The organism is Pseudomonas sp. Pse1 (assembly GCF_024519635.1).
Taxonomy (GTDB): Bacteria; Pseudomonadota; Gammaproteobacteria; order Pseudomonadales; family Pseudomonadaceae; genus Aquipseudomonas.
Window position 1 is genome coordinate 208,565 of record NZ_JALJRO010000001.1, and the last position, 26,327, is coordinate 234,891.

Consider the following 26,327-nt stretch of genomic DNA (forward strand, 5'->3'; position numbering starts at 1 on the left):
GGTTGGCCTCAGGCGCCTTGCGGGGTTTCGCCACGGGCCAGGCGGGCGTTGATCTGCTCGATCACGGCCGGCAATTCGGCAATGGTGTCGATAAGGTAGTGCGGGCGCGAACCTTCGAAGATCCGGCTGATGCGCGCCCGTTCTTCGGCCAGGCGTTCGGCTGGCAGCGCCTGGAACTGCTCATAGGTCAGGCCCAGAGCGTTGCCCGAGCAGGTCAGGGCCACGGTCCACATACCGGCGGCACGGCCTTCGAGGATTCCCGGCCAGGTGTCGTCGACCTTGACGCAGGCCGCCACATCGCTGACCCCCAGAGCAATCACGTTGGCCAGGGCCTGGGCCGGGTACGGACGGCCGTTCGGTACTTCATCGGTGGCCACCACGTGATCAGCGACGTAGCCATTCTCGCGAGCCAACTCCACCACCTTGGCCATGACCACTGCCGGGTAACCGGAGCACGAGCCGATCTTCAGCCCTTGCTCGCGCAGCGCCGCGATGGCTTCCAGGGCACCGGGAATCAGCGCCGAGTGCAGGGCGATTTTTTCGATCTGCAGCGGCATGAAACGCTCGTAGAGGGCGGTGACGTCGTCATCAGTGGGCAAGCGGTCGAAGGCCGCACGGTAGCGTTCGGCAATCTGCGGCTGATTGCATAGGGTGCGGATGTGATCCCATTTGCCCATGCCCATCGGGCCGCGGGCTTCTTCCAGGGACACGGCGACGCCGAACTCGGCAAAGGCCTCGACAAAAATCTGCGTCGGCGCGAATGAGCCGAAGTCGACCACGGTGCCGGCCCAGTCGAGGACCACGGCTTGCAGCTGCGTTGGGTGTTGATAGTGCATGGTAAATCTCCGTTTTTCGGGTGTGAGTGGGCCGTCCCTGATCAAGGCAGGGCAAGCCGGTTGAGGGGTAAAGCGCTTGCAGTCAGAGATTCTGTGGCGGGCTGGCGTCGAACAGATCGGCGATCATCGGCCGGTGTCGGCGGATGCCCAGGCAACACAGGTGGTACTCGATGGCAAACGGATGATCGACAAAAGTGATCGGCCGGGTACCCGGGGTTTCGGCGTATTCCACGGCCGAGACAAAACCGATGCCGATGCCCTTGGCGATGGCATGCACAATCGCCTCGCGGCTGTTCAACTGCATCACGCAGTGCAGGTCAACGTTCAGGCGTTTGCAGCTTTCCTCGACCAGTTGCCGGGTCCGCGAGCTTTTCTCCCGCATGACCCAGCGTTGCTCGCTGATCTCCTCGACCCGCACCTGCGGCTGATGAGCCCAGGGATGGTCATCGCGGACCACGGCGATGATCGGGTAGCGCCGGTACAGGCGGGTGTCGAAGCGCTTGTCGAATTCCGACAAGGCGAGAATTGCCACGTCGATATCGAAGTTGAACAGACGGTCGAGGGTCTCTTTCTCCGGGCTGAACGAGGTTTCCAGTTCGATATCCGGGTGCTGCTGCATCAGTTCATAGGTCAGGTTCATCGCAATCGGCGGCGACACCGCACCGAGGCGCAGCATACCGGTCTTGCGCTGTTTGAAACTGTGTAGCAGTTGCACCGCTTCGTCTTCCTGGCCGAACAGGCCCTGGGTGATGCCATAGAGCTGGTGACCGGCCGCGCTCATCTCGATAAAGCGTCCACGGCGGTGGAACAGCTCCACGGAAAACTTCTTCTCCAGGGCGTTGACCTGCTCGCTCACCGTCGGCTGGCCGACGCACAGGTAATCGGCGGCCAGGGTGAAGCTGCCGGTCTTGGCCACGGCATGAAAGGAACGTAGCCACTTGTGGTACTGGTACATGGGCGGTCCTGTGTTTAACGGCGAATGAACAGCGCGACCGTTGCGCTGCACAGGCAGGCGGTGGTCACCACGACGAAGATCAGCGAGGTGTTGCCGGTACTGTCGAGCATACTGCCGATCAGCGGTTCCGCCAGGCCAGCGAACAGATAGGAGGAGAAATTCATCACCCCGGTGGCGGTGCCTGCGCGCTTGGCACCGACCAGGTCCGGGCACAGTGCCCAAAAGCTCGAGGCCGGGCCATAGACGAAGAAGCCGCAGAGGAACAGCGCAATCAGACCAATCATGCTATGGGCCGGCAAGGCCCACATCCACAGGCTGGTGGCGGCACCGAGGAACATGTACAGCATGATCGCCAGGTAGCGTTTGGAGCCGAACAGTTTGTCCGAGACCCAGCCGTTGCTCAGGGCGCCGATGGCCATGCCCACCGGCAAAGCCACGGTGATCCACTTCGGATCGACCAGGCTGTCGCCGCTTTTCCAGTCGGCGCCGAGGAAGTGCACTGGCACCCAGACGATCAAGCCGTAGCGTGCGGCGTTCTGAAAGCCCAGCGACACCGCAGCGATGATCAACCGGAAGTTTTTCAGCACCGCCTTGTAGCGTTGCGCCGAGGTTTCCACTTCGCCTTGCGCCACCTCGTGCTGTTTGTCGTCGGCGTTCGCCACGCCGGTGTCGGCCAGCGGCTCGAAGCCGAGGTCCTGCGGGCGTTCGCGGGCCACCAGATAGAAGATGATGCCGCCGGCGAGCATCAGCAGCACTGGCAGGCGAAAGATCCAGCGCCATTCCAGGTGCAGCACTTCAAGCACCACGATCGAGGTCACGTAGGACAGGATCGACGCACAGCCGGCGGCGAATACATAGAAACCATAGACCTTGCCGCGTTCGCCGGCGCTCCACCAGTTGGAGATCAGCCGGCTGCCGGGCGCCCAACCCAGGGCCTGGAAATAGCCATTGATGCCCCACGGCAGAATCAGGCTGGCAAAACCGCTGGCAAAGCTGGTGACCCAGTTGGCCGAGCAGGACAGCACCGCGCCGAGGGTCATGATGCGCCGGCCACCGTATTTGTCGGCGAGGTTGCCGTTGATGGCCTGGCCAATCGCATAGGCCCAGAGCATCGCCGCCGAGGCCCAGCCGAGGGTTTCCTTGCTCAGGCCGAACTCGGCTTGAATCCCCGGGATGGCGAAACCGAAGGTTTGCCGACCGGTGTAGAAAAACAGGTAGCAGAACATCGCGGCAAGCAGCATGCGCCACTGGGCGACACGAAACGAGGCGCTGTGGATGGCGAGAGCGGGCAGGGTCTGGGCACGGTTCATGATTTTTTTCCTTATTATTGTTCGCCCCACGGACCGCGGTCCAGGGGTGCACTCTTTTCAGGTGCGGCAGGAAAGGCTGACGCGGCTAGGCCGCGCGGGCACCGATGAAGTTCTTGCCGCGAGCGCCCTGCAAGGCGTACTGGATGATCGCTTCGGCATCCTTGGCGGCGACGCCGTAGTCGGCGAACTCGGTCTTCACCCCCAGGCTGTGGAGGAAGTCGCGCAACTGTCCCTGGGCTTTGTCCAGATCGTTGCCAAACAACCGTTGCAGGGTCTGGTCGCGTTCCTGGTCATGGCCCCAGGCAAGGCCGAGCACCAGGGGCAGGGTGAAGGAACAGGCAATGCCGTGGGGCAGGCCGTGGCGCAGGGTCATCTCATAGGAAATCGAGTGGGCCAGCGCGGTCTTGGTATTGGAGAACGCCATGCCAGCCTTGAGTGCGGCCAACGCCATGCGGGTGCGCAACGCCTGGCTGGACAGGTCGCGCAGCAGCAACGGCAGGCATTCGAGAATGTCAGTGATAGCCGACAACGCAAAAGTGTCGGAAATCGGGTTGGCGTTGACGTTCCAGATCGACTCCAGGGCATGGGACAGGGCGTCCAGGCCAGTAGATACCGTGACCCCGGCCGGCACCGTCAGCATCAGTTGCGGGTCGATGATTGCCACCTTTGGCCAGGTGCACTCCAGGTGCAGCGAGTACTTCTTCTGCGCGGCGGTGTCCCAGATGGTCGCCCAGGGCGTGACTTCGCTACCGGTGCCGGCGGTGGTGGGTGCGGCAATCAGCGCCTTGCAGCGTGCCGGTACAAACGGCTTACCGCTGGCCAGCAGGCCGAGCAACTCGTCGAAACGCCCGGACTCGGTGCCGACGATCAACGCCTTGGCGGTATCGATGGTGCTGCCACCGCCCACTGCGAGCACGGTCTGGCAGTGCCCGGCGTGTTGCCAGAAACGCTCATAGGTATCGCGCAGATGGGCGACGTCCGGATTCGGCTGGATGTCTTCAATGACGTACACCAGGCGCTCGCCCAGCAGTTCGCGGATGCGCTCCACCAGACCGAGGGCGCGGGCTTCGGGGAAGATCACCAGGGCGACGTCCTGGCCTTCAGTGATGGTGCTCAGCACCTCGAGGCCGCCCCAGCCGAAGCGAGTGTCGACCGGGTTATGAAAACGGGCAGGCATAGGGAGTTCCTTTTTGTTGTTGTCGGAAGTGGCCCCATACTCGGGGCCGTCCGACAACAGCTCAAATCGTTAGATCGCAGGGTTGCATCGGTCAGGCCGATAACAGCGAGGGAGTCAGTGCGCCGTGGGGCGCTGGATGGCGTTGCGTAGGCGGCTGGACAGGGCGTCGGCGAGGATCACCATGCAGGTGATAACGATTATGCAGGTCGCGGTTTCCTGGTATTTGAACAGCTTAAGGCTGCTCACCAGCTCGAAGCCCAGGCCGCCGGCGCCGACCATGCCGAGCACGGTGGCCGAGCGCAGGTTGACCTCGAAGCGGTAGAGGATCACCGCGATCCACGCAGTGATGACTTGTGGCAACACGGCAAATACGATCACTTGCAGCGGTCGCGCGCCAGTCGCTTGCAGCGCTTGCACCGGGCCTTGGTCGATTTCCTCGATGCTCTCGGCGAAGAACTTGCCGAGCATGCCCAGGCCGTGCAGCGCCAGGGCGAGGACACCGGGGAAGGGGCCGAGGCCGACGGCGGACACGAACACCAGGGCGAGGATCAATTCGTTGATGCTGCGGGTGACGTTCAGCACTTGCCGGGTGGCGTGGAACAGCCAGCGATTGCGGCTCAGGTTGCGCGCCGCGAGAAACGCCAGGGGAATCGCCAACAATACGCCGAGCAAGGTGCCCCAGATGGCGATCTGCAGGGTTTCGATGGCCGGGCCTAGCAGTCTGGGCAGAATGCTCAGGTCCGGCGGCATGGTACGCGACAGGAAATCGCCGATCTGCGGCAGTCCGGCGGCCAGTTCTGCGACGCTGAGCTGCGCGCCCTCGGCGCTCCAGTGCAGGGTCAGAACTGCCGCGAGTACCAGCGCTGCGGTCGACAGCCAGCCACCCGTGCTGCTCGGCAGCGTCACAGCCCAGTGATAAGTACGTGGTTGCATGTTCAGCCCCTCGATTCAGCGTAACGGTGGATTGGCAGGACAACCGATCGAGGCGCGGTCGTAGGGTCGGCTTCCTGACCCGGATAGATGCGCTGCAAGTCGGCATCACTCAGGCTCGTGGGCGTGCCGTCGAACACCAGCCTGCCGTGGGCCAGGCCGATAATCCGATCGGCAAATTCGCGGGCGTAATCCACCTGATGCAGGTTGCACAGCACGGTGATCCCCAGGTCGCGGCTGGCGTCACGCAAGTACTGCAACACCAGGCGCGAGGTCTTCGGATCGAGGCTGGCCACCGGTTCGTCGGCAAGGATCACCTGAGGCTGTTGCGCCAATGCCCGGGCAATGCCCACGCGCTGCATCTGGCCGCCGGACAGCGCGTCGGTGCGCTCGCCGGCTTTGTGTGCCAGCTCGACCCGTTCCAGGCACTGCATCGCCAGAACCATGTCGTCGTGGCGGAACAACTGCAGAATCGAACTCAGGGTGGACACGGCACCGAGGCGCCCCGTCAGCACGTTCTTCAGCACACTCAGGCGCGGCACCACGTTGTGATGCTGGAAAATCATCGCCACCTGGCGCCGCAGTTCGCGCGGATCACGGGCGGCCAGGGCATCGATGCCGGCGACCTGGAGCGTTCCGGAATCGGCCCGGACCAGGCGATTCATGCAACGCAGCAGCGTCGACTTGCCGGCCCCGGATTGCCCCAGGACCACCACGAATTCACCCGGCTCAACGTCCAGGTCAATCCCGCGCAACACCGGGTTGGCGCCGTAGTGCTTGGTCAATTGGCGGACCCGGATCATTTCATGCTCCGCAAGTCGAGGTTGAGCACCTTGGCGGTGTCCCGCACTACGTCATAGGCTGAGTCGCTGGTGGGCTGAAAGCCGTCCAGTACACCTTGATCGCCCCACGGCAGCCCCTTGACCGAAGCCAGCGCCGTGGCGACTTTTTGCTTCAGCGCTGGATCCAGCGCCTTGCGCCAGACCATCGGCGACTCGGGAATCGGCTTTGAGCTCCAGACCAGCTCGAAGTCGTCCTGCTTGACCAGGCCCTTGTTCACTGCACTGGCAAAAATCCGGTCGGCCACGGCAGCGGCGTCGACCTTGCGGTTCTCCACGGCGAGGATGCTGGCGTCATGGGAGCCGGAGAAAATCACCCGCGAGAACAGCTTGCCCGGATCGAAGCCGGCTTGCTCCAGCCCGGCCTTGGGGAACAGATGGCCAGATGCCGAGCTCGGATCGACAAAGGCGAAGGTATGGTCCTTGAGGCCGGCCAGGTCATGGATGCCGCTGTCCTTGCGGGTCAGGATCACGCTCTTGTAGGCGCTTTGCCCGGTCTTGCGGGTGACCGCCACCGCGAAGGCTTCGACATCCGCCACCGAGGTCGCCAGCACATAGGAGAACGGACCGAGATAGGCGACATCGAGCTTGCCGGCACGCAGGGCTTCGATGATGCCGTTGTAGTCAGTGGCGACGAAGGGCTCGACCGGCATGCCCAGCTGGCTTTGCAGGGTGTCGAGCACCTGCTTGCTGGACTCGATCATCGCTTGGGAGTCTTCGGACGGGATCAGGCCGATCCGCAGCGCATCCTTGGCCATGACCGGGCCAACGGCAGTGAGGGAGAGCAGGGCGAAGCTGGCAACACGCAGAAACGAGCGCAAAGGGTTCATGGCAATCCAGGCTGTTGTGTGGAGTTGCCTGAGGTTAGAAATGTCACATGACAGTCATACGATCAATTCAATATGGGTTCCGCTAGCCAACTATTGAAGGAATCTATGGATGTCCAGCGCGAAAATGCGTGCCTTTCTCGCCGTCGCCCGCCACGGCAGCTTCAGCGCCGGGGCTCGCTCGCTCGGCCTCAGCCAGCCGACCCTGACCACCCAGGTACAGAGCATGGAGCGCCAGTACCACCTGGAACTGTTTCATCGTCGTGGGCGGCGGATCGAGTTGTCCGATGTCGGCCGGCAATTGCTGCCGATCGCCCAGGCCATGGCCGCTCTGGACATGGACGCGCACACCTTGTTGCGCGACTCTGGTCAGCTCGACAGTGGCCAGCTCAAGGTCGGTGCGGTGGGGCCTTTCCATGTGATTGAAATGGTCGACCATTACCTGCAGCGCCATCCGCGCATCGATGTGTCGATCCGGGTCGGCAACTCGGCCCAGGTGCTGGCCGATCTCGAGCGCTACAGCACCGACATTGCGGTGCTTGCCGGGCTGCATGAGGATCCGGGGCTGTATGCGGTGCGCTATGCGCGGCACGCGATCATTCTATTTGTGCACTACAAGCATCCGCTGGCCGGACGCGGGACGATTCGCCTCGATGAACTGGAAGGTCAGGCGCTGTTGCAGCGCGAGCCGGGCTCCACTACCCGGGCGGTGCTGGATGACGCGCTGGCAGCGGCGGGGGTGGTGCCACGGATCGCCATGGAGATTGGCAGTCGTGAAGCGCTGCGTGAGGCGGTGGTCCGTGGCCTGGGCATGGGGGCGGTGTCCGAGGCGGAGTTCATCGCCGATCCACGGCTGCGCACCCTCCGCCTCGAAGGCGATCCGCTGTACACCGAGACCTATCTTTATTGCTTGGCGGAGCGCCGTTCCAGCCGGTTGATTTCGTCGTTCTTCGACACCTCGCTGAAAACCTCGATGGCCTGCGCAGAGGCGGCCAGGTCGCCAAAGGATGACGAGGCATCGACGTAGCGCAGCGCCGACTTCACATCCTTCCAGCCGACGTAACTCATGATCGCCTTGATGTCCCAGCCATTGGCCGCCGCCCAGGTCGCAAACCCACGACGCAGGGAGTGGCTGGTGTACAGCTGCGCTGACACGCCGGCGCGTTGGAACACTCGACGCAGCACCGGGATCAGGCTGTTGCTGTTGAGTCCGTCCTCGGCCAGGTTGCCCCAGCGGTCGAGTTTGCGAAACAGCGGGCCATAGGCAATCCCCGCTGCGCCGATCCAGTTGGAATAGGCCTGGACCGGGCACAATTTCTTCAGCGCCGGGGTGCGAAAGGTGGTGCCCAGGTGCTGGCGGTCGCCCTTGCTGTGGGGCAGGTAGAAGGTGATCCCGGCGCCGGGCTCTACCTGGATATGTTCAACCTGCAGGCGTGACAGCTCATCCCCGCGAAAACCACGCCAAAAACCGATCAGCACCAGAGCGATATCCCGGCGATTGCGCATCACCGTGCCATGGTCATGGCGCGCCGCGGCCTGCTGCGCGTCGTTCTCCAGCCAATTGACCGCCTGTTCCAGATGCTGCAGAAGCAGCGGCGGTGCCTGTTTTTCCTGGGCTGGGTGCAGGGTGCGAATGCCCTTGATCATCTGTCGCACGCTGGGGGTCTTGGTCGGGTCTGGAAAACCCTGGGTGATGTGCCATTGCGCCAGCGCCGCCAGCCGCTGCTTCAAGGTGCTGACGGTGTGCTGATCGGCGTATTCGGCCAGGTATCGCAGGATGCTGTCGCCCGTGGCCGGCAGAAAACCGCCCCAGGTCACCTCGAAATGCTCCACCGCCGCACGGTAACTGCGCCGGGTGTTCTCCCGGGTACCGGCCTTGAGATAGCGGTCAACCTTGTTCAACGGGGGCGTACTCCGAAGGGGCGTAAGGGGGTGGTTTGCAGTGTGAAAGTAGAGCGCAAATTGTTGAAAACAGCAAAAAACCTTGGAAAACAAGAATTTGCACCTGGTTTTGAGCGTTTTTTGGCGCTGGCTGAGTCGTTTTGATTACACTTAATATCGTACGATATGTATCACGTAATTACGTACTATTTTATGTTCGTTTTTCGTGCTGATTTGATTGGTTGATAACAATGAATAATTGAGCGTTATCGCATGTTAATGGCGGAAACGGCGCTTTGTGGCTGTACTGAGAGCCGGAAAGGCAGGGGGCAGCGCGGGATAACGTGGGGTATGAGATGGCTGTTCCTGCAAGTTGTCCCCTCAAGGGGACATCCGCATTAGCGCGCTGCGCTTAAAGTCATCTCCACTTGCGCACCGGCTCACGCCCATAACCATAAAAACCGGAGATGCATCGCGATGCACACACCCCTCGCCGAGCCTCGTCGCTCTATTTATTTTGATTACCAGGTGTTCCCTGCCCACACCGCCAGCGTCGGCGTCGAGCCCGTCCAGCGCCACCCGGTGGTGATTGTCGGCGCCGGGCCAATCGGCCTGACCACCGCACTGGACCTGGCGCGCCATGGCATCCCCTCGATCGTGCTGGAGTCGGAACGCCAGGTCAGCGAAGGCAGTCGCGCCATCGTCTTCACCCGTCGTTCGCTGGAAATCCTCCAGCAGGTCGGGGTCTCCGAGCGGGTCACCGAAGCAGGCCTGGGCTGGCGCTCGGGCAACTCGTTCTATCGCAACCAGCGGGTGTTCCGCATGGACGCGCCCCATGATCCGGACGACCGCTTCCCGCCGATGACCAACCTGCAGCAGCCTTGCCTGGAACAGTTCCTGGTCGACGCCTGCGACGCCAATCCGCTGGTGCAACTGCGCTGGGGCAACAAGGTCGAAGGCCTGAGACAGGCGACTGACTACGCGACACTGGATATAGACACGCCGGCGGGCGCCTATCAATTGCAAGCCAACTGGGTGGTCGCCGCCGACGGCGCGCGCTCGGCCATTCGCAGCCTGATGGGCCTCCAATTGGAAGGCGCTTCCTATGAAGGGCGATTTGTCATCGCCGACATCAAGATCGAACTGGACCTGCCGACCGAACGCCTGGCCTATTTCGATCCGCACTGGAATCCCGGCAACACCGTGCTGATGCACCGAGAGCCGAGCAACATCTGGCGCATCGACTATCAACTGCCCCGTGATGAAACGCCTGAGCAGGCCCTCGCGCCCGAATCCCTGCGCGAGCGCATCAACGCCCAACTGAAGATCGTCGGAGTGGAAAATCCGCAGTGGGAAATGGACTGGTGCTCGGTGTATTCGGCCCGCGCATTGACCCTGCCGGACTACATCCACAACCGAGTAATCTTCACCGGCGACGCCGCCCATCTGTTGCCGATCTTCGGCGTGCGCGGGGCCAACACCGGCTTCCAGGACTGCCACGACCTGGGCTGGAAACTCGCGCTGTCGATCAAGGGCCTTGCCGGCCCGGGCCTGCTGACGTCCTACAGCGAGGAGCGGGTAGGGGCTGCACGGGAAATTATCGCCGAAGCGGGCAAGAGCACCCGTTTCATGACGCCGCCGACTGCAGGCTATCGATTGCTGCGCGACGCCGTGCTGTCGCTTTCGCTGACCCAGGAATTCGTTCGCCCGCTGTATCACTGGCGCACATCGCGGCCCCATGACTATGTGGATTCGGTCCTCAACTGCAGGGACGACGACAATCAGCGCTTCGGCGGTGGTCCGCATCAGGGTGCGCCCTTGCTCAATATCAAGCTGGCCGACGAGGGGTATCTTTTCGATCGGCTGGGCGCCGCGTTCTGCCTGCTTTATTTCACTGAGGCGGCGCAGTTGCCGGAGGAGGTCCAGCAACAGGTACAAGCCCTGCGCGAGCGCGGTGTGCCATTGCAGGTCGTGGCCGTGGCCAGCGCCGGACAGTCCACAGTCGTTGGCGCAGACGCAGTGATCGAAGACCACAACGGCCACTTCAGCGAAAAATACGCCGCGCGAGCGGGCAGTGCCTATCTGGCGCGTCCCGATCAGCATGTCTGTGCACGCTGGCAGCAACTCGACGACGACGCCTTGCGCCGAGCGGTCGACCTGGCCTTGGGTCATGAGTGAGGACAATAAAATGAACAAGCCGCCATTGAGCATCACCGACGTCGAGCAGATCTACGACCACCTTGCCGAAACCCTCGATCAAATCGCCGAGGACCAGCGTCAGCTGTTCCTGGTCAAGCTGGCGCTGCTCAGCGCCCGGGAAATAGGCGAGGGCAGGGCATTCCTCGAACTGACGCGCCAGGCCGCGCTCGACCTCTGACCTTCGTTCCATCGCCGCCGGCCCGTGTCCACAGGCCGGCGCGCCTTCCTATAACAACAATCAGGAAGTACCTCGATGACTCACCGTCATATTGCCTCTGCGGTTGTCTCGGCCGCGGCCGGCGCCCACGATCGCTGCCAACAGGTGTGCAAAAAAGTCTCCCGGCGTTTGCTGGCTTTTCTGTTCGTCTGCTTCGTGTTGTCGTTCCTCGATCGCATCAACATCGGCTTCGCCGGCCTGACCATGATGGGTGACCTCGGGCTGAGCGGCACCCAGTTTGGCCTGGCCTCGACCTGCTTCTATATCGCCTATATCTGCTGCGGCATTCCCAGCAACATGGCGCTGGCCCGGATCGGTGCGCGACGCTGGATCGGCAGCCTGATGATCGCTTGGGGCCTGGCGTCTACGTGCACCTCGCTGGCCACCGACGCCACCTCCCTCTATTTATTACGCACCCTGGTCGGCATCACCGAGGCCGGGTTCCTGCCCGGCGTGCTGCTGTACATGACCTTCTGGTTTCCGGCGGCCTACCGCGCCCGAGCCAACGCGCTGTTCATGATCGCCATGCCATTCACTGCCGGATTCAGCTCGGTGCTGTCGGGTTTGATCCTGGGTATGGACGGAATATGGGGCTTGAAAGGCTGGCAGTGGCTGTTCGTGCTGGAAGGCTTGCCCTCGGTGCTGATGGGTTTCGTGGTGTTCTACTACCTCGATGACCGTCCGCAACAGGCCAAGTGGCTGGACCGGGAAGAACAGCAAGTGCTGGCGCAGGCGCTGGCTGCGGAGCGCAGTGATGCGGGGCAGGGCAGCGGAGGGCGCCCGCGCAGCATCTGGAGCGAGCTGTTGTCGCCACAGATCCTGCTGTTCTGCGTGGTGTACTTTTGCCTGGTCAACACCCTGGCGATGATCGCGGTCTGGACGCCATTGATCGTGAAAAGCTTCAACAGCGCCAGCAGTAACGGCGTAATCGGCTTGCTGGCCGCCATTCCGCAGGTCTGCACCATTGTTCTGATGGTGGTCTGGGGCCTGCATTCGGATCGCACCCGCGAACGCCGCTGGCACCTGGTGCTGCCGATGTTGCTGGCAGCGGCGGGGTGGATACTCACCGCGTTGTCCGCCTATCCACCGTTGCAACTGCTGGGCGTGTGCATGGCGGCGAGCGGTTCCTACACGGCCATGTCGATTTTCTGGACCACCCCTGACCAAAGCCTGAGCTTCCAGGCTCGCGCCGTCGGCATCGCGGTGATCAACGCCATCGGCAACATAGGTTCAGCGGTCAACCCGTTGGTGATCGGCTGGTTGAAAGACCTGACCCAGGGCTTCGGCTCCGGCTTCGCCTATGCGGCGATCCTGATGATCCTCGGTGCCTTGTTGGCGCTACGCCTGCCGATCGGCGGACGAGTCGGTCTGCCGGCGACGTGCTGAAGGGTGGTAAAGTCGCGCCTTCGAGCGCTCAAGACTCTCAGGTAAATCGTCATGCAGTATTGGCCATTACGCTCCAGCAGCAGTGATCACAGCCTGAACATGGGGCACGCGGCCAATCTGCTGGCACGGATCGGCCTGAACCGCAGCAAGTACCTGGCGGCAGATCTGCTGCAAGTCATTGGGCCAGGCGTTCCGCTGGCCCAATGCACCATCTTTGCCTATCCCCATCGCCGCAACCCACAGGTGTTCTCGTTCGCCGACCGCGCACGAGAGGTCTCGCTGCCGGTCATCTCCAACAAATACGCCCAACGTTTCTACGCCCAGGATGGCAATCAGCAAGCCATGAGCCAGGGCACGCCGGGTACCCACATCATCGTCCAGCGCCAGGCCATCGACGACATCAGCCACGGCGAATACCGGCGCATCTGCTATGAGCAACCGCAGATTTCCGAGCGAGTCGCCTTGCTGACTCACTGCGAAAGCAACCGCTGGCTCTCGGTGAATTTCTACCGTGGTCGCGAGCACGGGCATTTTTCAGCAGGGGAGATGCACTACCTGGAAACCATCGCTCCCTTGCTGATCCAGGCCGTGCGCCTGCATTACCACGCTTATCTGCAAGCCAATGAACTGCCATTGTTGCTGACGGAAAGGGTGATCCGACAACAGCACGTGGAACTGACCTACCGCGAACAGGAGCTACTGCGGCTGATCATGTGCGGGCTTGAGGTGGAAGACATTGCAGAACAGTTGGGCGTGAAGCCGATGAGTGCGAGCACCTATATCAAGCGTTTGTATCGCAAGTTGGGGATTGGAGGGCTGCGGGAGTTGTTTGGGTTAGCGACGAGGGCAGAGTGGGCTTGAGGGGGCGTTATATATAACTCAACTAAATAGTTTCAGTTAGGATCACATAATGTACTAAATGTATATAGCCCAGCAAAGTTGGTAGTTACAGCTGCGAGGGCGGTTAGTATATGTACTAGGATACTGTACTAAAAGCCGTCCCTTCACTAGCGGAGCAGCTCAGTTGATTCCCATCAGAATTTTCTTAAGCGCAAGCACATATCTATGCTTGTAAATCTCGCCGTTGTCACCTTTCACTTGGCCAGCTTTAGTTACCGTCCAGCCTTGCTTCAAATCGTCGGAAGCTGCAGCCTTCAGAGCCGCTATATCCATCTCGCTGAGCACTCCTTTGAGCGAGGGCAGCAACTGGACGGACTCGCTCGGCGAACATACCCCCTCTTGATTTGGATGCCGGCAACAACGATGTTCTTTTGCGATTTGAGTAGGTTGATTTCAGCTAAGTAGCGACCACGCTCGGACAGGAGACGCAGCGCTCGCTTTACCGATACCGACTTTCATCTGATAGATGTTGCTCACCCGATTGTGATCACCGTCACCGTCTGGGCTATGCCCGATGACCTGTTGAATCTCTATACCTACGGCGATTTTCTGCGTGGTTTGATGCGAATACAGGGCTGCTGGAGGATGAGCCGCGTGCCGACGTCGAACCAGTATTGAGCGTACGGCTGCAGGTAGGAGCCGATCTGGAACTCATCTGGTCGCTCTTCTCCGATAGAGCCGCCGCTCAAGGGCTGGGGCGCGGATTGGCGTGGAAGCACCGCGCGCTGTTGGCCCCGGCCCGCGTCGGCCACTATGCCAGCACGCATCTGTCCTAGAATCGAAGCTCAGTGCTCAACCGCCTGACAGAAGAACGTCCCGATCTGGGTGCCGAGTTGGCCCGCGCTGTTAGGGATGCCCGTAACGGGTTTGGCGGCGCGGTGAATGTCCAACTCCCGTAAACCCTACAATCGGTGGCACAAACCGCGGCTACCTTGGGGGCAACATCGGACAGCCTCAGGCGCTGCTTGATGCGCATTCAATCTCCATCGGCGACGGAGCGATAGCGCTACATGACAGAAATGGAAGACTCAAAAGGTTTTCAGTTTTTCGGAAATGTTACCTCTATTGTCTTAAAAAAGTTGTCCGGTGCAAAGCGTGGCGCTCAGGCTTGAAGGAGTTGCTATAAGCCTGGACGGTAAAATCCAGATAGTCGATGACCTAGAAAGCTGCTCGATGAAGATCTAGGATGTCAAACTCTCAGTCTTTTCAGCCTCATGACCTCCATTGAACAGACCAGAAGACATATAACGTGGCCAGACGTAGAAATAGGAAAACCCAGCAGGATACTGCCAGCAAACCAGATGATTTTGGGCTGTTTAAAAAGGCTCGTCTCGCAGTAGTTTCTGCAACCGGTGGCGTTTTCTTGGGGGCTTACACAAGCATAATCACGGGATACGTTGGACCATTTCTGACATCGATGGTGGAATGGACTCAAGACCACCTTCTACCGATGCCAGCTGACCAACAAATCGTTGCACAGGCCCACTTCTTCGTTGCCAAGAAGTCCGGAACACCTCGCTCTGGCGAGGTGATGGGGGTCGCGTTGAGGGGGATCGATTGCCTCAAGCCAGGCGGCGCCAGTGATTACAAGTTGTATGATTTTGGTGACGAACTCGTATACACGAACGCTCTTCTGCACACGACGTGCCGACCTTCAGGCAAAACCAAGGTGACAATCACCCCGCGCAACGGCAATCCAGTAGTTCTGTTCAACGGCTTCATCAACGGTAGGGAGCAGGTTGAAATTGGAGGTGTTGAAGGTAGCTATGAATACGGGATGCTCACAGTTTCGTATGTAGGTACGAAAGAGCCAACCGGGCCGTACAGGCCTGTTAATCAGACACCGCCTTCGCTTGGTGAAAACCGTCAGTAAAAATGTGGAAGACTCTGAGAGTGTAGGGGCTCAGTGGCCCTTGGCTTTGATCGGGCTGAAAGAGACCGGAGCCAGATGCCGCGCGTGTTGCAGGTGAGTGGATGGATAAACCAAGGTCGAGCTGGCCGGGTTGAGCCTCAGATACCAGAAACGAGCGGGATGGCGAATAAAACTGAGCGCAATCCCACGGCGCCTGTTTCACTCCATGTCAGTTTGAGACGGAGGGGCAAGCAGCTATGGCCCTTAATTCCTGACATTGCCGAGGGCTTTGCCGACTGATACCAATGATCGTCGGCGACCGGTCACAAACGTGTGCGGGCTGCTATAACGAGTTGGTAATACAAGACGGTGAAGGTGCGAAATTCATGGCTCTCATTGATGACGTTGACAGCTTGCAATCGATTTACATCAATCGTGCCACCGGGAACGGAAATGACGATGATGAGCGGGATTACCCTCTTTATCGGCAGAGTGTTCTTGATAACCCTCGTATAGCTTCACTAGTTCCCGCGTGGGTGCGTCGTTACAGGAACTTGGATCAGTTTTGGGGGTTCATCCAGCCAAAATTTCAAAGCTACGCCGAGCGTAGGAAATTCATTTGGGAAGAGTTTAGGTCACTTGTTGACTTCGCTGAGTCGGGTGGGGAGCACCCTTCAGATGTCGTTGTCTCTGAAGCGCTGGACCGCATTGACGCTGAGCACGTTCGTATCGCTTGGACTAAGGCGCTTGAAAGGCGCTCAACTGATCCCGAGGGCGCTATCACCATGGCTCGTAGTCTCCTGGAATCGGTATGCAAACATATTCTTGACGAAGCAGGAACGGGCGATCATGAGACGACTCCTGACCTAAATAAACTCTACAAACAAACCGCTACGCTTCTAAACCTAACGAAGGCACAGCATGAAGAAGTTGTGTTCAAGCAAATCCTTGGAGGGTGCACAGCAGTTATCGAGGGTTTAGGGGCGCTTCGGAATCGTTTGAGCGATGCACATGGCAAAGGTAAAGGCGGGGTGAAGGCCGCTCCCCGTCATGCAGAGCTGGCAGTGAACCTGGCAGGTTCGAGTGCCCTTTTTCTGCTTGCCACATGGGAAGCAAAAAACGGGGATTGAGTGTGCGAAAGTCTTGAGTCGCTGTTTGCGCCAGGTCACCTGCAAAGCCGCGGACCGAAGGTCATGGCCACCGAGGACTTCGCCTGGATGCTCACAGAAGTGCCGAGATGCTATTTCTTGCTGGGCAATGGTGAGGGCGAGTTTCATGGCTGCTCTGTGCACAACCCGACTACGACTTCAATGATGAGCTGATCCGGTTGGGCGCCGATTGCTGGGTAAAATTGGTGGAAGATTCTCCCATCTGAATGCCCAGCTCAACTGAGGAAGGTAGGATTGATAGAAGCGATGATGCTGAGACAGCGTTATCAAGTCAGCCCAAGATCAGTTATCAGTTCCATGATAACGGCACTGGTGTCGCGTACTAATTGATCATTGCGACGATCAGGGTGGAGGGCCAAGAAGATTCCTAGGCTCAACATCTTCTGGGAACTCGACAGTCTTAGCAGTCGTTCATCTTGATCGGCTAGGAAGCAGGGTAATCCAGCAACTCCAATCCCCGTACAAGCGGCCTCATATTGATTGCTGAGGTCGGCAACCTCACAGACTACACGGCGGTTGCCAATGGTCTGGTACAACCAGTTTTTATGATCAAAAGCGACCGGATACTCGGTATAGCCGATGAATTCCCATTGCTGCGGGTTTGCGACATTCGCGTAGGAGGGGGTCGAGTAGAGTCCGAATTGCATTTCACCGATTCTTTTTACAATGTCTGAATCCGCGGTACCTGGCGTCAGGCGAATGGCTAGGTCTGCCTCCAGCTTGGACAAGGACGCAACGTGCGATTCGCTCAATACCGACACCTGAACCTGAGGCAGGCGCTGGGATAGAACCAGCAGTTGCGGTGCGAAAAAATGTCGGGCGAGGATCGGAGGAGCGGAGATTGTGATTTTGGCACGCGATTGGCTGCTCGCACTCAGCGAAAGCCGTTTGACCGCAAATACGCTGTCTTCGATTTTCAGAGCGTGTGTCAGGACTTCCTGACCCAGCGGGGTAAGAAATGCCTTTCGCGGTTGGCGATCGACCAAACGGGCACCCAGGTCTGTCTCAAGCGCCGCCAGCCGGCGGCTAACAGTCGCTTGATCGACGCCCAATTGCCGCGAGGCCCCGGACAACGTTCCGGCGCTGGCAATTGCCACAAAGTAACGTAAGTCTTCCCAGTTCATGATCTATGCGTATCTGCATGGTATACCTGCACTTTTACGGATTTACGCATATCAAGTCAACGTCTAGCATGGGTCCCCTACAGTCAAGTGTCGGCATTTGAAATGCAAAAAAAAGTGAATTTGGTCGCTATTCAGATCGCGGCGTGTTTGGGGTTTTTCGTAGTCCAGTTGGACGTCAGCGTGGTCAACGTTGGCCTTGGCGCTCTGAAGTCTGCGTTCGGTACGAACCTTACCGGCCTGCAATGGGTGATCAACAGCTACGCGCTGGTGTTTTCGGCATTGCTTATTCTCGGCGGAGGTCTTGGCGATAAATGGGGGGCGAAGGGTGTATTCGTGTTCGGCTTTGCTGTTTTTACCCTTGCCTCCCTCGGCTGTGGTCTGGCGACTAGCATGCCGATGCTCATCATCATGCGTTGCGTACAGGGCCTGGGTGCAGCGTTCCTGATTCCGACCTCACTGACGCTTATCCGTCAGAATTTCAGCGATCCGGACAAACGCCGTTCGGCAGTCGCTCTGTGGGGGGCCTGCGGCGGTATTGCGTTGGCTGCAGGTCCGGTGTTGGGGGGCGTTATGATTCAGTATCTGGGCTGGCGCAGCGTGTTCCTCGTCAATATTCCATTGGGCGTGCTGGCTATCTTTCTGACCTTGCGCTTCACCTCTGCGTCACCGCGCACGGATAACAAAGTCGACGTCTACGGTCAGGTCAGCATCGCTACTTGCCTGTCTTTGCTGACCTATGGATTGACAGAGGCGAGCGGTCTGGGATGGACCGCGATCCCTCTGTCCAGTATGGGTTTGGCGGCGCTGGCACTGTGCGTGTTTATGCTGCTTGAAGCCAAGGTAAGCGCGCCGATGCTGCCGGCCCGGCTATCTCGCAATAATGTTCTGCTAGCCATGATGTTCACGGGTGGGGTCATCAACCTCACTTTTTACGGTGTGGTCTTTATCCTGAGCATCTATTTTCAGACCATCCTGCATTACGATGCTGTTCGCACTGGGCTTGCCTTTATTCCCCTGACCGCAGTGATGACAGTTTCCTCTCTTGCATCCGCGCGCGTTGCTCGGCACGTGAGCGCGCTGAAGATCATGACTTCAGGGCTGGCCTTACAAGTCGTTGGCTTTCTACTCCTTTCCCAGGTGGGACCCGATAGCTCCGCTTGGTTGCTCAATGGAGCATTGGTCATCGTCGGCATCGGTAGCGCCTCGACAGTCCCTTCCATGAATAATTCGATGCTGGCGGCGGTCAGCCAAAGCGATGCGGGCATGGCATCTGGATTGATGTCGTCGGCCCGACAACTTGGCGGTGTTATCGGAGTAGCGGTTTTTGGAATTTTGATTTCGCAGGATGAGCCCAGTGCGTTCGCCAGCGGGATGTCGGTTTCCATGCAGGTATGTGTGGGCGTCCTGTTGGCGTGCATCATCGTTAACATGGCATTTATTCGTCCGCGAGCTGTGCCCATTCAAGTGTGAAATGCCGACCATACACTTCGGATTTTTTCGTCGACAGCCTTGCATCATTTAATACGTTAAGGTCTGAATATTTGTTCAGGTCAAATGGTAATTTGGTTATGAAACGCTTCTTCCTGAAATGAATTTTCATTGCTGGGATACATCATATTAGTTGAGGTAATAAGTTCTAAATCGCCGAAAACCTTAGGAGGTTCTTATGTCAAGTTTGTCCCGCGCCAATAATAAAATCAGTTCTGAAGTGGCTATCGATTATCCTGATTTCAGAAAGCTGCCCGTAGCGGTACGCGAGAAATTCGAGGGTCTGCCCACCAAGGTTAATTTTTTTAGAATGTTGGGTTACAGTGCGGGTGCATTTATTCCCACCATTGACCTGACCAACGCCATCTTTCGCGACCTGACGATCTCTGATTACCACAAGGAAATATTGGTACTGCTGCTCGCCGCGCATGAAGGCGTGGCTTATGAGTGGGAGCAGCACGTGTCCATCGCTCAAGTAGCCGGCGTTAGACCTGATCAGTTCGTGGCCATCGGCGAAGGCTGCATCGATGACACTCAAGCCTTCACTGAAGCAGAGCGCCTCCTGTTGCGTTTCGGCAAATCCGTCATTGATAAAGGAATGGCCTCCGGCGTGCTTTTCAAACATGCCCAGCAACACTTCTCGTTAGAAGAATTGAGTGACGCCCTTATTGTCATTGGCTACTACCGCATGCTTGCTGCCTATATCAAGACTTTCAATATTCCAATTGATGCTCAGGAAGATGGAAGCTGGATCAAAGGCTGACTGTTCGGTTTGAGCCAAAATTCCTGACATTCCTGTGGTGCACTTGCAGCAGCAGATAGCCGATAGTGACGACCGTAACTCGTCGCTATCGGTTTTCCTCTGCGTTGAAGAGCGGTCAGATCCTGCCAACAAGCGCTTTCGCTTTCTTACCCGTCGCTGATGGCTTCACTTCATAGTCGCATTGATTGTCGGATTCTAGAGTTATTCCAAATGCTCGAACTCGGCCTTCTCTCCTTTGTCAGGAATTGACAAAGGTGTCCCCTCTGCCCCCGAGTAGGTCACTATGACCACCGCCTGTCTATCTCCGGTCACGCCACGATGACTCGAGTTCACCGACTCGGCGAAGCCCTGCCCGGCGGTTACCTGGTGAGACTTTCCGGACGTTCTATCCTCTATCGTCAAATCACCAGAGACTACGTACGCGGCATTAGGAACCGGATGCTGATGCCAAGGTAACGCAGTGTGGGGCGGTATGGTGATTTCGAGAATGGTTAGCTGTGGCTGACCTGCGGGATAGGACTTATAGGGAGTCCCCTCCCAAGAAGCGACTTCTTTAATAGCCACCTTTGCCTTGATTTCAGGCGTCGGTGCCGCATAGGCGGAGCCAGTCAGTAAGGTGGTCAGGGCAAACAGACCGGTGTAGATCTCAAGCATCTTCATAACATTCCTCGTCGCTGTTGTTTTTGTTGTGAGCCACGAGTTTCATGTGCTGGCATTCATGCGGTATTGAATAATTCTGCTGGCCGATAGAACGCTTCTTCCATTCATGTTGCTGCGAGCGGCTTTGCATTCGGGTGCGCTGGAAAAGTCATTTCCTTCAACGGACCGCGATGAATATTCAATACCCCTGAGCTTCTGCCTCCCATGATTAAGCCTCAAAAATAAAAACGATAGTGTGAGGAGAGAGCTTATGGTCCTTTCAAGCGATACAACTCTGGTGATGTCTGATGGGCCTGCTGCGGCACTCTACCAGCCGGGGCGGATCGGCAAGATGCAGCTGCGTAACCGCTTCGTTCAGGCGCCTATCTTCACCCAGTTTGCGAGTACGTTCGGCGAAGTTGACGACAAGCTGATTGACTATCACCGCGCCCGGGCCCGAGGCGGAGTCGGTCTGATCATCACTGAAAATACCTCCATCGACTGGGAAGTGGGCCGCACTGCCGGGCATCCGATTCGGATCGATCACGACCGGTTCATTGGTGGGTTAAGCAATTTGGTGGATGCAGTACATGGCGAAGGCGCGAAGATAGCCGTGCAACTGCATCACACCGGGCGGCAGAACTCGCAAGGCAACACTGAGCGTAATGAGCCGCCATTGGCGCCCACTGCCGGTATCACCAGCGCCTTTGGTACGCCTCCGCGTGCGATCGAGGAGCACGAGATTCCGGGTTTGATCGACAAGTACGTCCAAGGCGCTCGTCGCGCGGTTGCAGCAGGCTTCGATGCCGTGGAGTTGCACGGAGCCCACGGTTACCTGCTGGGTCAGTTTCTGTCGCCGTTCACCAACAAGCGCACCGATAACTGGGGAGGATCGCTGGAGAACCGCGCACGCTTTGCCCTTGATGTGGTTCGTGGCATACGCGAGGAGGTGGGGCCTGACTATCCCGTCCTGTATCGGCTGAGCGTGGTCGAACCCTATGAAGGCGGCCTGTCACTGGAAGACGGGCTGGCGTTTTGCGAAATGCTCGAACCCCACGTGGATGCGCTGGATGTCAGTGCCGGCAATTACGATACGGCGATGACGCTGCTACCCATGATCGCCCCCGGCTCATTGGTTAATTACGCCAAGGCTGTGAAGCAGAGGGTGTCGATACCCGTTATTGGCGTTGGCCGCCTGACTTGGCTACTTGAGGAAATGTCTGAATCGGTATCTGCGGGCGAGTTGGATTTTGTAGCGCTTGGACGATCAGGACTCGCTGATCCGGACACGGTGATAAAGACTCAGCGCGGGCAACCTAAAAGTGTGCGCCGCTGCCTGGCTGTCAATGAGTGCATATCGCGCTGGATGTTCAACGGTAAAGGCACTCAATGCGTTATCAACCCCACTCTGGGCCAAGAGCGGCGAGCCGAGCAGGCCCGTCGACCGGCCGCGCGCAAGCAGCGGGTGCTGGTAATCGGCGCAGGACCTTCTGGCTGTGAGGCGGCGATTCTGGCAGCCCAACGGGGCCACAGCGTCACCTTGCTCGAACGCGACGCACGAGTGGGTGGGCAACTTTGGGCCTGGGCAGCAGCGAGCCCGTTTCGTATGGAGGTCATCAACATGATCGAGTTCTACACCAGTGAACTCGATCGTGTTGGGGTCACCGTACACCTGAACTCCGATGGCAAGGACATGGATCCGAACCTCTGGGATTCCGTGCTGCTTGCCACTGGCACCGAGTCAGATCAGCCGGAGGTAGACGTGGTGCAGATGATGTCCACTGGCATGTTCCCCTCGCAGCGTGAGGTCACGGTCTATGGCGAGACCGAAGTGGCTTTATTCGCAGCACTCTGGCTGGCCGAGAACGGCAGTAGCGTCAGCTTACTCTCGCCGGCGGCGAGCGTCGGCGTGGACACCAATGATATGCAACGTGGGCACCTTACGGAAATCTTGCAGAACCTGGGCGTCAAGATCGTCACCCATGCCACGCTGCCGATAAACGGCCAGGTCATCATGGCCGGCGCGCGCACCCCCTCGACACTACATGCCGCCCTTGTCGATGATTATCACGTGCAGAGTATTGGCACGCGTGCCCGAGGAGGCAGGATGTACGAAGCCACGCAATCAGGTTTTTGGTCTGCCGCACGTATAGGAGAGGCGCTATGAACGTACGCGCTATCGAGCACGTCGGCATTACCGTTCCAGACATGGAGCTGGCAACCCGTTTCTTTGAGGAGGCGTTTGGCGCGCAGGTGCTTTACGACATGCTGGACAAACCGCTGGGTGGGTCCGCTGTGGAGGCAGGGCTAGGCATCGCGCAAGGCGCGGTGATTCAGGTCATCCGCATGCTCCGGCTGGGCAACGGACCGAATCTGGAGCTGTTTTCGTACTCCGGTGTGCCCCAGGCGCAGCCCGTGGTGCCAAGCGATCTGGGCATCCAGCACATTTGTATCTACGTAGACGATATCGATGCTGCCGCTGATCGGCTGGCCGAAGCAGGCGGCACCCTGCTTAGCCAGCCAGGAGATCTTCCCGGACTGGATGCAGGTACCGGCAATCGCTACGTGTACACCAGAACGCCTTGGGGCAGTACCATTGAACTGGTCACCTATCCAACGGCTCAGGCATACGAACGCCAGACAGATTTTCGCCGCTGGAGGCCTGGCAAATCCGCCGAAGATGATCTCAAGAAACAGTCTGAGTGAGACTCTTAAGGTGAAGTGACCTGAACGGGCCTGGCTCCTGACGACCATGAGCCAGCTTCCCTCGTCGTTATCTTGTGCTAATTTTAGAAGCCGGCGTACGCTTCAGGTCAAAGGACCGGCGGGAGCCGCAACTGTGAAAAAACTCCACTACTTAAAGACAATAAAGGAGTTGTGATGAGTCTGACTCTGTTAGCGCCTGAGAAAATGCTCGAGGTCATCCCGGGCGAAGTCACCATAAAAGGCACAGTGGATACGTTGCTGAACAAGGGAATGTCAATCCGCGGTTATCGTTTCTATAAAACCGAGGTGGACATCCCCAGCATGCGTGACTATGAGTTGGTTCGCTGGAAAAAAGGTACCGCAAATCTCGGGTTTCACGACGGCTCGCGATGGCGAAAAAACGCTGTGCAGGCAAATGATGTGACGATACTGACCCGTGGCGAATCATCTCGCTGGTATTGGATGAATGATATCGAAGTCAGTCATATCTACATTTCACAAGCGCTAATGGCCAAAGTCGCCAGCGAAATTTTTCACAAAAACATTGATCGTGTTTTCGTTGATCACTATCCGATTGTTAACGATCCCGCGCTGTCAGCACTAATGGGGCGCTATGAGGCTGAAGTGCTGAGTGAGGAACCCGGCAGCGATCTTTTTTCGCAGTCGCTGGAAGTGCAGCTCTGTATTCACCTGATGCGCAAATACATCAAATGTGATGGTCAAGAAGAAACCGCTTCACGCATTTCCAGTGCCCGTCTCGATGCTTTGCAGCGCTATATCGTCACGCACCTGTCAGGCGCCATATCTGTAAAGGATATGGCCGCCATTGTCGATTTAAGCCCATCACACTTCGTTCGGGTGTTTGCCACGGTGTTTGGTGTTTCGCCGCATCAGTATGTGCAGGCGCAACGGCTCAAGCGTGCCGAGCGGTTGCTGTCGACCCTGCGAAATGTTCCGCTCAAGGCCGTTGCGATGGATTGTGGTTTTGCCGACCAAAGTCATATGACGAGGCTGTTCAAAGAAAGGCTGTTAATGACGCCGAAAGAATACCGCGACAAACATGCATTCAGTTTGTTCGGCTCTCTCACCGTCCAGTGATTGAGCGACGCGGATGGTTTTTAAAGGTCTTTAGTGTGCTCTCGTCGATGGGACTATTGCGCTGACTCTGCTCAGCCTGATTCGTCAGGGCATTACCAGCAAGGACGCCGACGCTGCCCTGGAACGCGGTGGTATAACTGTCAACAAAAACGCTGCGCCGAATGATCCCCAGTCGCCGCTCGTGACTTCCGGACTGCGGAGAGGCACGGCGGTGGCCACGCGAGGCTTTATGGCGGAGGAGTTCCGTGCGCTCACCGTTTGGATCTGTGATGTGCTTGATCACTTGGGTGATGCTGACGTCGAAGCGCAGGTCGCTCGGCAGGCCGCGCAGCTCTGCGCGCTTCCCTTCCTACAGCTTTCAGCACGAGATACAGGAAAGAGTGCTTGATACCGGATGATCCGCGCACGCCATAGCGTGCACGGATCAGGGGTTTATCGAATTGATGATGCTAAGACAGCGTTGAATCATTGGGCTGATGTCACCAGCCCGACGACTCAAAATGATCGGCGAAACAGCTTCCGAATCCTGAATAGGCGCATAGGTGAGGTCCGCACGATGTTGTTGCTGAACAGACGCGGGTACCAACGTGATGCCCAATCCGGCCGCCACCAAGCCCAGGGTTGTCTGCAGCTAATTGGCCCATTGAGAAACCCGCACGCCCATACCGGGATTTGCAAACAACGCTAAAACATGATCGGCGTAGCTGGGTCTCGGGTTGGCCGGGTACAGCACGAAGGATTCGTGCGACAGGCGCTCCAGCGTGATGGTTTCACCCTGCGAACGGTGCCCGGTCGGCAGTACCACGACCAGCGGATCTTCATAGAGCACTTGCTGGTGGATGGCGCCATCGTCGAAATGAATACGACCAAAACCTATGTCGATACGGCCGCTTTTCAGTGCCTCGATTTGCTGAAGCGTGGTCATTTCCTGCAAGCCAAGCTCAAGGTCTGAATCGCGGCGTAATTCTCGAATGAGCTCAGGCAGCAGCGCATAGAGGGTAGACGGCGCGAAGCCTATACCAAGCCGTTGCCGCTGCCCTTCACCTATGCGTCGAGTGTTCTCGCATAGCCGTTCGAGCTGCTTGAGCAGCATGCCGCTGTGCTCATGGAAGTAGCGGCCCGCTTCGGTCAATTGCACCGGACGCGTGCGCTCCAGCAATGCTGTACCTAAATGCTCTTCGAGTTGCTGAATCTGCCGGCTAAGCGGTGGCTGGGCGATATTCAGACGCTCGGCGGCACGGGTGAAATTGAGCGTTTCAGCCACCGCTTGAAAGTAGCGGGTATGTCTGAGTTACACGATACCTCCGAGGTATGGATAGAGACAAAATGAATATTGGACGCAATGGATGCGTTGCGCGGATTCTAAGTTACATCAAATAAGATTCCGTGGGTATCGATGCACAGGCATCACGACCCACATCTGAACCTCCGCACAATGGAACCAGAAATGAACGTAACCCGGATCGAGCGCCTTGAGACGATCATCGTCGACTTGCCCACCATTCGCCCGCACAAGTTGGCGATGCACACCATGCAGGGGCAAAGTTTCTGTTTGTGCTCAACACGGGAGCTATTGTAGGCGCCATCGGTGGCGGATGGCTGGGTGATCGAGTCGGCATCGCCAAAGTGCTGTTGTTTTTCTTTGCCTGCGGAGCATTGTCCTTAAGTCTGTTGGCCGTGAAGGCTCCCTTGATGATGCTCTACTTGCTCATCGCGATTGCCGGAGCCTGCACAATCGACACTCAGATTCTGGCGAACGCTTGCGCCGTTCAATATTACCCGCCACATGTCCGTTCCACCGGTTTGGGGTGGGCGATGGGGATAGGCTGCATAGGCGCAATCATCGGGCCCGTGCTTGGCGGTGTGTTGCACGGATCAAGCTTGCCACTGCAGGCCAGTTTCCTGGTATTTGCCGTTCCTGGAGTCATTGGTGCAGCGGCTATCCTGATATTTCTCAAGCGTCGAACGGTACAGTCGCACGAAGAAGTCAGGTTACAACCCAGTGAATAAGCATCGAGTCCGGTTCGCACC

The 26,327-nt window shown here is 58.3% G+C and carries 22 protein-coding genes and 6 pseudogenes; 16 read left to right on the top strand and 12 right to left on the bottom strand.

From position 1 onward, the window contains the following. Positions 1 to 8: 8 nt before the first annotated feature. The 7 genes from phnX to NR126_RS00925 all read right to left on the bottom strand — a co-directional run bounded on the left by phnX (position 9) and on the right by NR126_RS00925 (position 6,877). Positions 9 to 836 carry a phosphonoacetaldehyde hydrolase gene (phnX, locus tag NR126_RS00895; RefSeq protein WP_256829457.1) on the bottom strand — a complete coding sequence of 276 codons (828 nt, stop codon included), beginning with the start codon at positions 834 to 836 and terminating at the stop codon, positions 9 to 11. An 82-nt stretch (positions 837 to 918) separates the two neighbouring features. After that, positions 919 to 1,791, bottom strand: a complete 873-nt coding sequence (locus NR126_RS00900) for a LysR substrate-binding domain-containing protein (protein ID WP_027618866.1) — start codon at positions 1,789 to 1,791, stop codon at positions 919 to 921. 14 nt (positions 1,792 to 1,805) lie between these two features. Continuing rightward, positions 1,806 to 3,101, bottom strand: coding sequence for an MFS transporter (locus tag NR126_RS00905; protein ID WP_027618865.1), 1,296 nt, complete (start codon positions 3,099 to 3,101; stop codon positions 1,806 to 1,808). An 85-nt stretch (positions 3,102 to 3,186) separates the two neighbouring features. Beyond that, entirely contained in the window at positions 3,187 to 4,278 is a 1,092-nt protein-coding gene (gene psrA, locus NR126_RS00910; protein WP_256829458.1) for an iron-containing alcohol dehydrogenase PsrA, read from the bottom strand. 114 nt (positions 4,279 to 4,392) lie between these two features. Next, positions 4,393 to 5,211 (bottom strand): phosphonate ABC transporter, permease protein PhnE, encoded by an 819-nt coding sequence (gene phnE, locus NR126_RS00915; protein ID WP_027618863.1) that lies wholly within the window; start codon positions 5,209 to 5,211, stop codon positions 4,393 to 4,395. Between the two features lie 2 nt (positions 5,212 to 5,213). Next, complete coding sequence (phnC, locus tag NR126_RS00920) at positions 5,214 to 6,011, bottom strand: phosphonate ABC transporter ATP-binding protein (RefSeq protein WP_256829459.1); 798 nt, start codon at positions 6,009 to 6,011, stop codon at positions 5,214 to 5,216. Next, entirely contained in the window at positions 6,008 to 6,877 is an 870-nt protein-coding gene (locus tag NR126_RS00925) for a phosphate/phosphite/phosphonate ABC transporter substrate-binding protein (protein ID WP_027618861.1), read from the bottom strand. Before NR126_RS00925 ends, phnC begins: the two co-directional genes overlap by 4 nt. A 109-nt stretch (positions 6,878 to 6,986) precedes the next feature. On the opposite strand from NR126_RS00925, the gene NR126_RS00930 reads away from it, so the two are divergent. Then, positions 6,987 to 7,901, top strand: a complete 915-nt coding sequence (locus NR126_RS00930) for a LysR substrate-binding domain-containing protein (protein WP_256829460.1) — start codon at positions 6,987 to 6,989, stop codon at positions 7,899 to 7,901. 44 nt (positions 7,902 to 7,945) lie between these two features. Here the strand turns inward: NR126_RS00930 and NR126_RS00935 are convergent. After that, positions 7,946 to 8,521: pseudogene (locus NR126_RS00935) on the bottom strand (Tn3 family resolvase); the annotation flags it as partial. A gap of 711 nt (positions 8,522 to 9,232) precedes the next feature. Here NR126_RS00935 and NR126_RS00940 point away from each other — a divergent pair. The 4 genes from NR126_RS00940 (at position 9,233) to NR126_RS00955 (ending at position 13,418) form a co-directional block, all read left to right on the top strand. Further along, positions 9,233 to 10,933 (top strand): FAD-dependent monooxygenase, encoded by a 1,701-nt coding sequence (locus NR126_RS00940; RefSeq protein ID WP_256829461.1) that lies wholly within the window; start codon positions 9,233 to 9,235, stop codon positions 10,931 to 10,933. 10 nt (positions 10,934 to 10,943) lie between these two features. Continuing rightward, positions 10,944 to 11,132 carry a hypothetical protein gene (locus tag NR126_RS00945; RefSeq protein ID WP_027618858.1) on the top strand — a complete coding sequence of 63 codons (189 nt, stop codon included), beginning with the start codon at positions 10,944 to 10,946 and terminating at the stop codon, positions 11,130 to 11,132. A gap of 75 nt (positions 11,133 to 11,207) precedes the next feature. Continuing rightward, positions 11,208 to 12,557, top strand: a complete 1,350-nt coding sequence (locus NR126_RS00950; protein ID WP_256829462.1) for an MFS transporter — start codon at positions 11,208 to 11,210, stop codon at positions 12,555 to 12,557. Between the two features lie 51 nt (positions 12,558 to 12,608). After that, the gene (locus NR126_RS00955) at positions 12,609 to 13,418 is read left to right on the top strand and encodes a helix-turn-helix transcriptional regulator (RefSeq protein ID WP_027618856.1); all 810 of its coding nucleotides are present in this window, start codon (positions 12,609 to 12,611) and stop codon (positions 13,416 to 13,418) included. A 159-nt stretch (positions 13,419 to 13,577) separates the two neighbouring features. Here NR126_RS00955 and NR126_RS00960 read toward each other — a convergent pair whose 3' ends face one another. Then, positions 13,578 to 13,730 (bottom strand): hypothetical protein, encoded by a 153-nt coding sequence (locus NR126_RS00960; RefSeq protein WP_256829463.1) that lies wholly within the window; start codon positions 13,728 to 13,730, stop codon positions 13,578 to 13,580. A 976-nt stretch (positions 13,731 to 14,706) separates the two neighbouring features. On the opposite strand from NR126_RS00960, the gene NR126_RS00965 reads away from it, so the two are divergent. The 3 genes and pseudogenes from NR126_RS00965 to NR126_RS00975 form a co-directional block, all read left to right on the top strand. Continuing rightward, on the top strand, positions 14,707 to 15,330 hold the full coding sequence (locus NR126_RS00965; RefSeq protein ID WP_256829464.1) for a hypothetical protein: 624 nt from the start codon (positions 14,707 to 14,709) through the stop codon (positions 15,328 to 15,330). A gap of 365 nt (positions 15,331 to 15,695) precedes the next feature. Continuing rightward, the gene (locus tag NR126_RS00970) at positions 15,696 to 16,439 is read left to right on the top strand and encodes an abortive infection family protein (protein WP_256829465.1); all 744 of its coding nucleotides are present in this window, start codon (positions 15,696 to 15,698) and stop codon (positions 16,437 to 16,439) included. Positions 16,440 to 16,445: 6 nt separating this feature from the next. After that, a pseudogene (locus NR126_RS00975) lies at positions 16,446 to 16,684 on the top strand (M20/M25/M40 family metallo-hydrolase); the annotation flags it as partial. Positions 16,685 to 16,744: 60 nt separating this feature from the next. On the opposite strand, the gene NR126_RS00980 reads toward NR126_RS00975, so the two are convergent. Continuing rightward, on the bottom strand, positions 16,745 to 17,602 hold the full coding sequence (locus NR126_RS00980; RefSeq protein WP_256829466.1) for a LysR family transcriptional regulator: 858 nt from the start codon (positions 17,600 to 17,602) through the stop codon (positions 16,745 to 16,747). A 102-nt stretch (positions 17,603 to 17,704) separates the two neighbouring features. Here NR126_RS00980 and NR126_RS00985 point away from each other — a divergent pair, with 102 nt between their 5' ends. Beyond that, positions 17,705 to 19,072, top strand: a complete 1,368-nt coding sequence (locus NR126_RS00985; RefSeq protein WP_256829467.1) for an MFS transporter — start codon at positions 17,705 to 17,707, stop codon at positions 19,070 to 19,072. Between the two features lie 196 nt (positions 19,073 to 19,268). Next, on the top strand, positions 19,269 to 19,853 hold the full coding sequence (locus NR126_RS00990; RefSeq protein WP_256829468.1) for a carboxymuconolactone decarboxylase family protein: 585 nt from the start codon (positions 19,269 to 19,271) through the stop codon (positions 19,851 to 19,853). Between the two features lie 201 nt (positions 19,854 to 20,054). Here NR126_RS00990 and NR126_RS00995 read toward each other — a convergent pair whose 3' ends face one another. Next, a complete protein-coding gene (locus NR126_RS00995) occupies positions 20,055 to 20,513 on the bottom strand; it encodes a cupin domain-containing protein (RefSeq protein WP_122598254.1) in 459 nt (152 codons plus the stop codon). Between the two features lie 250 nt (positions 20,514 to 20,763). Between NR126_RS00995 and NR126_RS01000 the strand changes: the two genes are divergently transcribed. From NR126_RS01000 to glyA, 4 genes and pseudogenes are all read left to right on the top strand, one after another. Then, positions 20,764 to 22,659 carry an FAD-dependent oxidoreductase gene (locus tag NR126_RS01000; protein ID WP_256829469.1) on the top strand — a complete coding sequence of 632 codons (1,896 nt, stop codon included), beginning with the start codon at positions 20,764 to 20,766 and terminating at the stop codon, positions 22,657 to 22,659. Next, positions 22,656 to 23,198, top strand: coding sequence for a VOC family protein (locus NR126_RS01005; protein WP_256829470.1), 543 nt, complete (start codon positions 22,656 to 22,658; stop codon positions 23,196 to 23,198). The genes NR126_RS01000 and NR126_RS01005 overlap by 4 nt, the downstream gene beginning before the upstream one ends. Positions 23,199 to 23,372: 174 nt before the next feature. Then, positions 23,373 to 24,296 (top strand): helix-turn-helix domain-containing protein, encoded by a 924-nt coding sequence (locus NR126_RS01010; protein ID WP_256829471.1) that lies wholly within the window; start codon positions 23,373 to 23,375, stop codon positions 24,294 to 24,296. A 61-nt stretch (positions 24,297 to 24,357) separates the two neighbouring features. After that, positions 24,358 to 24,684 (top strand): annotated as a pseudogene (gene glyA, locus NR126_RS01015) (serine hydroxymethyltransferase); the annotation flags it as partial. Between the two features lie 36 nt (positions 24,685 to 24,720). Here the strand turns inward: glyA and NR126_RS01020 are convergent. After that, positions 24,721 to 25,587: pseudogene (locus NR126_RS01020) on the bottom strand (LysR family transcriptional regulator); the annotation flags it as partial. A 156-nt stretch (positions 25,588 to 25,743) separates the two neighbouring features. Between NR126_RS01020 and NR126_RS28915 the strand changes: the two are divergent. After that, a pseudogene (locus tag NR126_RS28915) lies at positions 25,744 to 25,863 on the top strand (muconate cycloisomerase); the annotation flags it as partial. After that, positions 25,842 to 26,306: pseudogene (locus tag NR126_RS01025) on the top strand (MFS transporter); the annotation flags it as partial. The pseudogenes NR126_RS28915 and NR126_RS01025, both read left to right, overlap by 22 nt. Between the last annotated feature and the right edge of the window lie 21 nt (positions 26,307 to 26,327).